General features: G+C 40.5%; 10 protein-coding genes. 2 read left to right on the top strand and 8 right to left on the bottom strand.

Annotated features, from left to right (window positions below; all coding sequences use genetic code 11):
- Positions 1 to 197: 197 nt before the first annotated feature.
- The 5 genes from ACQKII_RS21540 to ACQKII_RS21520 all read right to left on the bottom strand — a co-directional run bounded on the left by ACQKII_RS21540 (position 198) and on the right by ACQKII_RS21520 (position 5617).
- On the bottom strand, positions 198 to 587 hold the full coding sequence (locus tag ACQKII_RS21540; protein WP_427462503.1) for a carboxymuconolactone decarboxylase family protein: 390 nt from the start codon (positions 585 to 587) through the stop codon (positions 198 to 200).
- Between the two features lie 213 nt (positions 588 to 800).
- Positions 801 to 2198 carry an argininosuccinate lyase gene (gene argH / locus ACQKII_RS21535; protein ID WP_427462502.1) on the bottom strand — a complete coding sequence of 466 codons (1398 nt, stop codon included), beginning with the start codon at positions 2196 to 2198 and terminating at the stop codon, positions 801 to 803.
- 208 nt (positions 2199 to 2406) lie between these two features.
- Positions 2407 to 3600: an argininosuccinate synthase gene (locus ACQKII_RS21530; RefSeq protein ID WP_427462501.1), complete on the bottom strand. Its 1194-nt coding sequence runs from the start codon at positions 3598 to 3600 to the stop codon at positions 2407 to 2409.
- A 305-nt stretch (positions 3601 to 3905) separates the two neighbouring features.
- Positions 3906 to 4661, bottom strand: a complete 756-nt coding sequence (locus ACQKII_RS21525) for an SDR family NAD(P)-dependent oxidoreductase (protein ID WP_427462500.1) — start codon at positions 4659 to 4661, stop codon at positions 3906 to 3908.
- A gap of 8 nt (positions 4662 to 4669) precedes the next feature.
- On the bottom strand, positions 4670 to 5617 hold the full coding sequence (locus tag ACQKII_RS21520) for an MBL fold metallo-hydrolase (protein WP_427462499.1): 948 nt from the start codon (positions 5615 to 5617) through the stop codon (positions 4670 to 4672).
- Positions 5618 to 6003: 386 nt separating this feature from the next.
- Between ACQKII_RS21520 and proC the strand changes: the two genes are divergently transcribed.
- Positions 6004 to 6810 carry a pyrroline-5-carboxylate reductase gene (proC, locus tag ACQKII_RS21515; RefSeq protein WP_427462498.1) on the top strand — a complete coding sequence of 269 codons (807 nt, stop codon included), beginning with the start codon at positions 6004 to 6006 and terminating at the stop codon, positions 6808 to 6810.
- 46 nt (positions 6811 to 6856) lie between these two features.
- On the top strand, positions 6857 to 7867 hold the full coding sequence (namA, locus tag ACQKII_RS21510) for an NADPH dehydrogenase NamA (RefSeq protein WP_427462497.1): 1011 nt from the start codon (positions 6857 to 6859) through the stop codon (positions 7865 to 7867).
- A 194-nt stretch (positions 7868 to 8061) separates the two neighbouring features.
- On the opposite strand, the gene ACQKII_RS21505 is transcribed toward namA, so the two are convergent.
- From ACQKII_RS21505 to ACQKII_RS21495, 3 genes are read right to left on the bottom strand one after another with little or no spacing between them, the layout of a single operon-like run.
- Positions 8062 to 8628 carry an NADPH-dependent FMN reductase gene (locus ACQKII_RS21505; RefSeq protein WP_427462496.1) on the bottom strand — a complete coding sequence of 189 codons (567 nt, stop codon included), beginning with the start codon at positions 8626 to 8628 and terminating at the stop codon, positions 8062 to 8064.
- 12 nt (positions 8629 to 8640) lie between these two features.
- A complete protein-coding gene (locus tag ACQKII_RS21500) occupies positions 8641 to 9696 on the bottom strand; it encodes an LLM class flavin-dependent oxidoreductase (RefSeq protein WP_427462495.1) in 1056 nt (351 codons plus the stop codon).
- A gap of 14 nt (positions 9697 to 9710) precedes the next feature.
- The gene (locus ACQKII_RS21495) at positions 9711 to 10652 is read right to left on the bottom strand and encodes a ring-cleaving dioxygenase (protein ID WP_427462494.1); all 942 of its coding nucleotides are present in this window, start codon (positions 10650 to 10652) and stop codon (positions 9711 to 9713) included.
- Between the last annotated feature and the right edge of the window lie 53 nt (positions 10653 to 10705).

Raw genomic sequence — 10705 nt, 5'->3', positions numbered from 1 at the left:
GCATCATAAGGTATTTCATTCGTTTTTTTAAGAAATCATTCAATATTCTGCACGTCTATGATTTTTTAAAAATACGTATTATGAAATTGATTCAAATAATTGTTAAATTTTTATATCATAAAACTTTAGCGAGTTATCCCTGTGTTTTTTGCGAAATTCTCTATTATAAACAGCAAGAAGTTTTATGCCTCGTGCCATTATTTTACCTTGAGTTGCTTTTCTTGAAAAACTTGTTGTGCCACCGTTAGTGCATTTTGCACACGTGGAAAGCCAATATATGGCACTAATTGCAACAGAGCTTCTACAATCTCTCTTGGTGTTAGACCTGCATGCAAGCCTCGTGTAATATGTGTTTTTGTTTGTGGTGCAGCGCCTTGTGTTACAACCGTTGTTATCACGACAAGCGCGCGACTTTTTGCATCTAGTCCTGGTCGTGAATAGACGTCACCATAGGCAAACTCAATGATCATCTTACGTAAATCCGGCGCTATATCAGCGAGTGCATCTGATTCTACCATGCGCGTAGCTTCCTCTTCAGTGACATAGTGTTTAATCGTTTCTAACCCCTTTGTAAAACGTTCAGTCAATTAAAATCCCTCCCATTTTTAAAAATATCCTATATTTTTATACAAAAACCCCAATTCCGCGTCTCCAGAATTGGGGATTGTCCTTCACATATGTAAGGTGCTCTTTTTCGTTTCACCCTCTGGTTCCTGCGAAAAAGGAAATGGTTTGTTCATAGTGCCTCACTGGACAGCTTTAATGAAGTTCTATGCAAAAGTCACGAAGACATGCACGCATTATGAATTGTGTGTAAATTGTGTGTGTGCCAGGCACTCTTTGGCTTTTTCAATTTGGATTTTTACTTGCTCAAAGCCTGTACCACCTAATGAATGTCGACGGCGAACAGCCGCTTCAGGTGCTAATACATCATAAATATCCGCTTCGATGAGCTCGCTTTCTTTTTTCATGTCTTCAATCGGTAAATCTAATAAATAGATGCCCTTTTGAATACAAGTAAAGACTAGTTTGCCAGTTACTTCATGTGCTTCACGGAATGGCATTCCTTTTGTTGCCAGGTAATCTGCAAGTTCCGTTGCATTGGAGAAGTCAGCGTGCACTGCCTTGTGCAGACGCTCTGTGTTGACAGTCATCGTGCGTACCATACCTTCAAAAATTTTCAATGAGCCAAGAATTGTATGTACGGTATCGAACATACCTTCTTTGTCTTCCTGCATATCTTTGTTGTACGTTAACGGTGTACCTTTTAAAACTGTTAATAAGCCCATTAAGTTACCGTAAACACGACCTGTTTTTCCACGAATTAACTCCGCCATATCAGGATTTTTCTTTTGTGGCATAATCGATGAGCCTGTTGAAAATGCATCATCTAGCTCGATAAATTTGAATTCATCTGTTGACCAAAGAATAATCTCTTCAGCAAAACGCGATAAATGTGCCATGAGTAATGAAGAATTACTTAAAAATTCAACGATAAAATCACGATCGCTTACTGCATCCATTGAATTTGCATAAACTTGCGAAAAGCCAAGTAGTTCCGCTGATTTAAGACGATCGATTGGGAAAGTTGTCCCAGCCATCGCTCCAGCACCTAAAGGTAGAATATCAATGCGTTTTACAGATTCAGTAAAGCGTTGTTTATCGCGCTCAAGCATCCAAAAGTAGGCCATTAAATGATGGGCAAACGAAATGGGTTGTGCACGCTGTAAGTGCGTGTAGCCAGGCGCAATTGTTTCAACATGCTCTTGTGCCTTTTCTAGTAGCGTTTTTTGGAACGTTTCGATTAAGCCAATTGCTTCCTGTACACGTTTCTTTAAGAAAATATGCATATCTGTTGCCACTTGGTCATTACGGCTACGACCTGTATGCAGTTTCCCACCAACAGGGCCGATTAAATCAATCAGCATTTTCTCCAAGTTTAAATGGATGTCTTCATTCGCAACGCTAAATTCAAGCTCACCAGCGATTGCCTTCTCTTGTAATTGTGCAAGGCCACCAAGAATGACCTCAACGTCAGCTGCCGGTAAAATTCCAGTTGCACCAAGCATTGTCACGTGTGCCACACTACCTTCTAAATCTTCCATTACAAGTTGTTGGTCAAAGCCGATAGATGCGCCGAACTCATCAACCCATGCTTCTGCTGATTTTTGGAAACGTCCGCCCCAAAGTTTTGTCATAACAGCTCACCTTTTCCTTAATTACTTATCGAAAAGGTGCAGTACAGCGCGAATGCTACACTACACCTAGGTTTTCTTTGTGCCTAGCTCCAGCACCCATCCCCTCGCGTCACGATCTGCTCCCTCAAGCAACAGTGGTGAAACGTTACTATTCGCTTCGGGCCGCAAGCAGCGTATGGGACCAAACAGGTGCTTGTGCTCTTCTTGACTATTTTTTATTTACTGAAGAGTTTACAACTGTTGGTAAGCCCCATAATTCGATGAAACCAACTGCTGAAGCATGGTTGAATGCATCTTCTTTTGAGTAAGTTGCAAGCTTTTCATTGTATAAAGAGTTTGGAGATTTACGTCCCTCAACGATTGCGTGACCTTTATAAAGTTTCACTCGAACAGTACCATTGACATATTGTTGTGACTCTTTTAAGAATGCTTCAAGTGCATCACGTAATGGAGAGAACCATAGACCATCATAGATTAATTCAGATAATTTTTTCTCAATTACTGGTTTAAAATGTGCTAATTCTTTTACAAGTGTTAAATCTTCAAGCTCTTTATGAGCAGTTAACAGTACTTTTGCACCTGGAATTTCGTAAACTTCACGAGATTTAATACCAACTAAACGGTTTTCTACGTGATCGATACGACCAACACCGTGTGCGCCAGCTACTGCATTTAATTCTTGAATTAAATCAGCAAGTTTCATTTCTTTGCCGTTTAGAGCAACAGGTTTACCAGCTACGAATTCGATTTCTACGTATTCTGCTTCGTCTGGTGCTTTTTCTACAGGAACTGTTAAACCATAAGCCTCTTCTGGTGGTGCTACCCAAGGATCTTCCATTACGCCCGCTTCATTTGCACGGCCCCATAGGTTTTGGTCGATTGAGAATGGTGAATCTAGTGTAGCAGGAATAGGTACATTGTGTTTCGCTGCATATTCGATTTCCTCGTCACGGCTCCATCCCCATTCACGAACAGGTGCTAAAACCTCTAAATCTGGATCTAAAGCTTTAATTGAAACTTCGAAACGAACTTGGTCATTCCCTTTACCTGTGCAACCGTGAGCAACTGCATCCGCGCCCACTTGGTTTGCGATTTCCACTAATTTTTTAGAAATAAGTGGACGAGAAAGAGCTGATACTAGTGGATATTTTTGTTCATACCAAGTATGCGCTTGTAAAGATACTAGTGCATAATTTTCAGCGAATTCGTCCTTTGCATCTACCATATATGATTCAACTGCGCCTACTTGAAGCGCTTTGTTTTTAATGAATTCAAGATCTTTTCCCTCACCAACGTCAAGACAAACTGCGATAACGTCCCAACCTTGCTCTTTTAACCACGGAATTGCTACTGAAGTATCAAGACCGCCTGAGTATGCTAATACTACTTTTTTATTTACCATGAAAAAATGCGCCTCCAATTGCTCTATAGGATATGTATGTTTATACATCCACTTAAAAGTTTATACACGAATAGTATCATGTTATAAAAATAAAAACAAGTGTATTTTTATAAAAAAATAGACTTTTACGTTTAATCATAAAAGTCAGTTATTACTTATTTTTAGCTACTATTCGTACAGTAAATATTTTCACTCGAAAAAACGATTAATTCCTAACAAGACGAATGTATACAATATAAAAAAACCTCCTGCTAAAAAAGAGAAGCCGTTTCAAAAAATCATTTGAAATGGCTTCTCTATAAAGGTTATTTCTTATTAAAAAATGGCTTACCTAAAAATTCAATCGTAGCAGGCGCTAAAGCATATAACTTACTCGATAACCCCATAATACGCGGTAAATTAACTTCACGTACTGGACGCTCAATTGTTTTGATCGTAGCTTGTGCAACTTCTTCAGGTGTTAGTAAAAATCTACCTAAAGACGCTCGATAACCACTTTCATCATTTACCTTATCCAAAAAGGGTGTATCAATCGGACCAGGGTGAATCGCAGTAATCTTGACATTAAATGGTGCCAGTTCCATACGTAGGCCGTTTGTAAAACCAACAATAGCATGCTTTGTTGCTGCGTAAACACTTGCCTTTGGTGTTGCTACCTTTCCTGCCTGTGAACCGATAAAAATAAGCTGGCCCTGCTCACGATCTATCATAGGCGCTGCTAAACGTTTTGCTAAGTAAATCGGTACACTGACATTGAGCTCAACCATTTGCGTAATCGCTTCATCCGATAATGCTGGCGCAATGCCAAACTTGCCAACCCCCGCAGAAAGTATGGCTACATCAAGAGTAGGTAACTGAGCACATACTTTGTCAATTGCTGTTAGTGTTGTTAAGTCAGCCTGAATAACATGTGCGCCTAATCTTTCCAGCGCTTTTAACGCTACTGCATTGCGACCTGTGGCATAGACCACGTGACCTTGAGCAACTAATAATTCAGTAATTTTCAAACCTACGCCACTAGTCGCCCCCGTAACAAAGATTGTCTTTTTATTCATTTTCATGTATAAACCTACTTTCGCTTAAACAGATAGACACCTTCATCATTTTTCATAGACGTCACAAGGTTTATTGCCTCTAAGTAGTCTAAATGACCAAGCGTTTTAGAAAGCGTTAGACCAAGCATACGCTGAAAAATCGATGGATATAATCGTTGTGTCATTTGTACCACTGTTAACTGATCATCACCGAGCAACTCACAAACCTTCATCGATTGCTGATGTTGGCGTTCAAGTCGCTTATCGATTAGATGTGGAATATCTTCTAAATCCGCACCATGCCCTGTATACATTGTTTTCACGGGCAATTGGCGTAAAATTTCAAGTGAAGCATTATATTGTAGTAACGATTTCGTGCGACCTAAAGAACGATCTAATGGTGGTTCAATTAGTGGATTGGGTGTAATCTTTTCAAGCAAAAGATCCCCACCTATGACATGATGTGATTTTTCATCCCAAAAAATTAAATGACTTTGTGCATGACCTAATGTTTCAAACGCCTGTAAACCAGGATGTCCAGGAACTTCATCACCGTCATTTAAAATTTGTGTCAATGGTCGTTCGCCTACTAGTTCTAATTCACGACGTACATGGACACTAGGCTGAATATATTCGTGAGGGACGCCATGTTCAAACAAACACTCACTATAAAACTGTTCATGATACTGTAAAAATTCTTCATCATGACGTAGCCATTTATCGTTATATGCATGCCCTAAAATCTCTGCATATGGAAACGCATCCACCCAACCTGCATGATCCGGATGGTGGTGGGTTAACACAACCTGTTCGATATCCTGCAACTGAAAACCGGCTGCCCGAACCCCCCATTTTAGAGCATCATATGCTTCCATTGTTTTTGGTCCAACATCAAAAATCGTTAGTGCATCCCCTTTGACAACAAATGCATTAACATCGCCTACTTCATAGGGTGTTGGTATTTCAATTTTGTATATAGACAAAGCTGTTCCCCCTTTAATGCTACTAATGAATACCAATTCATTCTATTTTACAAGTTTTTCTTCCTTTCGTCACCCTTCTGTTGACAGGTTGACGTATTATCAATATAATTTTGAATAATCTAATTATATATATGCATTGAGGAAACCAAGTACGTAATTGGTGAAGGAGTTTTAGAGAGTGTTACATTCGCTGCAAGTAACATCACCCACTCCCATTACCGAACCTACTTCTGAGCAGTTATGACAACATAACCGTCCCCCTTGCGATAAAAGGGCTAAGAGTTGTGCCAATTGGCAAACAAAGGTGGTACCGCGGAAACGACAGCGTTTTCGTCCTTCTATGTAAGGACGAGAGCGCTTTTTATTTTGAACTGGAGGTTTTTCTTATGAAAAAAATACTATTTATTGGTGCAGGCTCGATGGCAGAAGCATTAATGCAAGGCTGGATTAAGCAGAAGGTATTCACAGCGCAAGAAATTTACGTCACCAATCGCTCAGATAAAGAACGTCTACAATTTTTACACAGCACATACGGTGTGAACTATAGGATGGATGACGCCATTTATAGGCAAGCGGATTTAATCATTTTAGCGATGAAACCAAAGGATGCTATCGCTGCCATGCAAGAGCTGCTACCTAAAATTTCCAAACACACCGCTATTCTGTCCATTTTAGCTGGTATTGCCATAAACACTATAACAGAAAATTTAGGATTGCGACCAGTAGCACGTGTCATGCCTAATACTTCTGCAACGATTGGGATGTCAGCAAGCGGCATTGCGTTTAATGGTAAAGTTTCTATTGAGCATCGCACCATGTTCCTACAATTATTAGAGGCAGTCGGTTCCGTCATTGAAGTCGAAGAAGACCAGCTTCATGCCGTTACTGCACTTTCTGGTAGTGGGCCTGCTTATATTTATTACTTAATGGAGGCCTTTGAACGTGTTGGTACAGAGGTTGGACTTACCAAAGATACAGTAAGATTACTTATGACGCAAACGCTTGCTGGTACTGCTGAAATGTTAAAGCAATCTGTTGATGAGCCTGACGTACTTCGAAGAAAAGTAACAAGCCCAGGTGGTACAACTGAAGCCGGCATAAAAGCTCTTGAACAATACCAATTTAATGAAGCGATCACAGCATGTATTAAAGAAGCGGAAGCCCGATCTCGCGCACTTGCAAAAAGCACGTAATCCATGCAAAATAGAGTTAACGACTAGGAATTGGGAGGGATTTACATTGACTAAATTATTCGAACCATATCAATTACAAACTATTTCTTTAAAAAATCGTATCGTCATGGCACCGATGTGTATGTATTCTGCTCAGGACGATGGTTTAGTGACACCGTTCCATGTTGTGCATTACGCCACACGCGCAGCTGGCCAAGTAGGCTTAATCGTCGTGGAAGCTACTGGTGTAGTACCAGAAGGGCGTATTTCAAACAAAGATCTTGGCATTTGGGATGATTCACATATCGCAGGCTTAACACAGCTTGTAGACGGCATGAAGGCATACGGGGCAAAGACTGCCATACAGCTTGCTCATGCTGGACGTAAAGCAACAGTTGAAGGAGAAATATTTGCACCATCTGCCGTTGCGTATAGTGATGCTTATAAAACACCGACTGAAATGACGATAGAGGATATCGAATATGTAATAGAAGCCTTTAAACAAGCAGCCATTCGTGCGAGTAAAGCCGGTTTTGATGCACTTGAGATTCATGGGGCGCACGGCTATTTAATTAGTGAATTTTTATCCCCAGCAGCAAATAAACGCAGCGATGCATACGGAGGCTCACAGGAGAATCGCTATCGTTTACTGCGCCAAGTCATCGATGCCATTCGTAGTGTTTGGGATGGCCCGTTGCTCGTTCGTGTTTCTGCTGAAGACTATGCAGAAGACGGCACGACAATGGAAGATTTTATCGTATTCAGTCGCTGGATGAAATCACAGAATGTCGATTTAGTCGATGTCTCTACAGGTGGCGTTGTCCAGGCCCGCATCCACGTCTTCCCCGGTTATCAAGTGTCACATGCTGAACGGATTAAGCAAGGCGCTGATATGCCAACAAGTGCAGTTGGTCTAATTACAACCGCTATTCAAGCAGAAGAAATTTTACAAAATAATCGTGCTGACTTGATTTTCTTAGGTCGAGTACTCTTACGAGAACCCTATTGGCCACTACATGCTGCGAAAGAGTTAGGTGAAGAAGCGACACCACCCGTGCAGTATGTAAGAGGTTGGTAATTCAATAGCCATTTTTTTATTTAAAAACGTACGAGACGGTCACATGTGATTTTTTCACTACATGTGACCGTCTTTTCACTTTATTTACCAATCCATTCTTGTTCTAAAATACTGTAAATAAGAGAGTCACGCCAACCATCTTGTAATAAAATATTTTCTCTTATTCGACCTTCTTTTCTCATACCTTTTCATCTCTAGAAGTCATACTCCACATCTTTTTTCGCACGAATTTCCGCGAAAGCTTCGGCTACCATAACAGTATCCTCAGCTAAACGCTCTAAACGGAAAAGAACGTCATCATTGACAATTTCTTTCCGTAAAAAATCCTTTTCTTCTATAAAGACGTATGTCGGTACGATATGGGCTTTCATATAAGCGAGAATCGGTTTTAATTGCTGTTCTACCATTAAATAATGCTTGGACGTGCCAGCTGTCACGACCGTACTCACAACTTTATCACGAAAGGCATTTACAGGTAGTAAGTCGAAAATATTTTTTAATGTTGCTGGAATAGAAGCTTGGAAAGTTGGTGTGCCGATAATCAGTGCATCAGCAGCCATAATGGTTTCTGCCACATGCTTTGTATCACCCTCGTATTCAAAGTAATTGCGACCATCACTAAATTCTATTTTATATTCAGCGAGATCGAGTACGATAACCTCATGCTTTGGGTATTTTTCTTGAAGCATTTCAACCATTTTACTGATGGCAATTTTTGTTTTAGAGCCAACAATTGAACCAGCTAGTGCTACGATTTTCATGTTTCTCGCTCCTTATTTCGCTGTATATTTTTTAATTTCTGGTAATATATCATTGCCAATGATTTCGATGTTTTTCATAATTTTATCATAAGGTACACCACCAAAATCAATTTGGGCCATAAAACGTTGCATGCCATATAACTCATATTGATAGAGTATTTTTTCAATAATTTGCTCCTTACTACCAACCATAAGTGCATCACGTGTATCTGGCGCCTGGGCAAATTGCTGCTTTGGATACCCACTGCCACGAATTGCCTGGAAGCCTCCATTTAGATGTGGATACATCCCTTGTAAGGCATCTTTTGTTGTTTCAGCTACATAAAATAAGCTTGTTGTAGCGATTGGTAATTCCTTTGCATCAAAACCGCTTCTCTCAGCTGCCTCACGATAGGCATCCACAGAAGGCTTAAAGTTAGCTGCGGGTCCCCCTAATGTCGTTAACATCATCGGAATACCCATATAGCCTGCTTTAATGGCACTGGCAGGTGGTCCGCCTACCGCACGCCAAATTGGTAGCGAGCCATCTTTCGGCTGTGGCAAAATTTGAGCATTACGAAGTGGAGCTCGGTATTGCCCTTCCCAAGTGACAAGCTCTTCGTCATTAATTTTTTTCAGTAATTCCAACTTTTCCTCAAAAATTTCTTCATAAGCCTGGAGATCGACGCCAAGTAAATGGTAGGCACCCACACGAGAACCTCGCCCAGCAACAATTTCTGCACGTCCATTAGAAATTAAATCAAGCGTCGCAAAATCCTCATATACCCGTACAGGGTCAGATACACTCAGCACCGTAGCCGAGCTTGCTAATTTAATTGTCGTCGTTGCATGTGCAATCGCACCTAAAACGACAGTATGTGCCTGTGTTGTAAAATACGATTGGTGACTTTCACCAACGCCAAATACATCAATACCTGCTTGCTCTGCTAACTGACTTGCTTCGATTAGCTCTTGAAGACGTTGCTGTGCAGATATTCGTTCACCTGTTAAAGGATTTGGTATGTGATCCCCTAACGAATACAATCCAAATTCAATTCCTTTTGATTGGTTTATACGATATTTTTCCATTATTGTTCTCCCCTTTACTCTAATGGTTCTAAAATTGCTTCAATTTCAGCTCGTTTTTCTTCCAAAAATGGCGGCAAATCAAGCCCTTTTCCAAGATCTTCTACAGGAGAATCCACGGTAAACCCAGGGCCATCTGTAGCCATTTCAAATAGAATGCCGTTCCGATCTCTAAAATAAAGACTTTGGAAATAATAACGGTCCACAACGCCTGTGCTCTCTAATCCACGAGCTTTAATTAATACATCCCATTGTTGAAGTTCCTCCACTGTCTCTACACGTAAAGCTAAGTGGTGAATACTTCCACGACCAGGTTTTTCACTTGGTCCCTCCAGTTCCTTCACAATAACCTCGCCTAGTGTTTCTCCTTCAATGGACTGCAGGCGAGCTTCTTTGTCATTTTCCGTGACAACTGTATAGTGAAAAAGTTCTTGTAATAACTTCACGGTACGACTTAAATAACGGACTGTAATTTCTACTGTGCCCATTCCTAAAATACGGTGTTCCACAGGAATTTCTGAACTTTCCCATACTTGCCAATCAGCTGGCGTTTCTTGATTGTGATGATTTAATAGCACCATTCGCAAGCCTTCATGATCCTCAAAATACAACGCATCTTTGCCCGCATAGGTCATAATCTCACTATGTTGAACCTCTAAAAGCTCAAAACGATTTTTCCAAAACACGAGACTGTCATAGCTTGGCACCAAAAGACCAATGCGCGTAATCGCATTCGTACCACGTACTGTACGTCCAGCAACAGGCATCTCAAAAAAGGTTAATTCAGTACCAGCGGCTCCTGTTAAATCTCCATAAAATAAGTGGTACATAGACGGTGAATCCTGGTTGACTGTTTTTTTCACACGACGTAAGCCAAGGATTTTTGTATAAAAATCATTATTACGTTTGCCGTTTTTTGTTAGCATAGATATATGATGATGCCCGCTTAATTTGCGCATTTTTACTTCCTCCATTTTCTTCACTTGATTAAGCAAGTGATAGCGTAAAAAAA

It is taken from the genome of Lysinibacillus sp. NPDC048646 (genome assembly GCF_050272295.1).
GTDB lineage: Bacteria > Bacillota > Bacilli > Bacillales_A > Planococcaceae > Lysinibacillus.
The sequence above is the reverse complement of the archived record's forward strand: the minus strand, read 5'-3'. Positions and strand labels throughout refer to the sequence as shown.

Coding starts and splice junctions, on each gene's coding strand:
- argH (WP_427462502.1), bottom strand. CDS start 2,198: ATGACAAAACTTTGGGGCGGACGTTTCCAAAAATCAGCAGAAGCATGG.
- ACQKII_RS21530 (WP_427462501.1), bottom strand. CDS start 3,600: ATGGTAAATAAAAAAGTAGTATTAGCATACTCAGGCGGTCTTGATACT.
- ACQKII_RS21525 (WP_427462500.1), bottom strand. CDS start 4,661: ATGAAAATGAATAAAAAGACAATCTTTGTTACGGGGGCGACTAGTGGC.
- proC (WP_427462498.1), top strand. CDS start 6,004: ATGAAAAAAATACTATTTATTGGTGCAGGCTCGATGGCAGAAGCATTA.
- ACQKII_RS21505 (WP_427462496.1), bottom strand. CDS start 8,628: ATGAAAATCGTAGCACTAGCTGGTTCAATTGTTGGCTCTAAAACAAAA.
- ACQKII_RS21500 (WP_427462495.1), bottom strand. CDS start 9,696: ATGGAAAAATATCGTATAAACCAATCAAAAGGAATTGAATTTGGATTG.
- ACQKII_RS21495 (WP_427462494.1), bottom strand. CDS start 10,652: ATGCGCAAATTAAGCGGGCATCATCATATATCTATGCTAACAAAAAAC.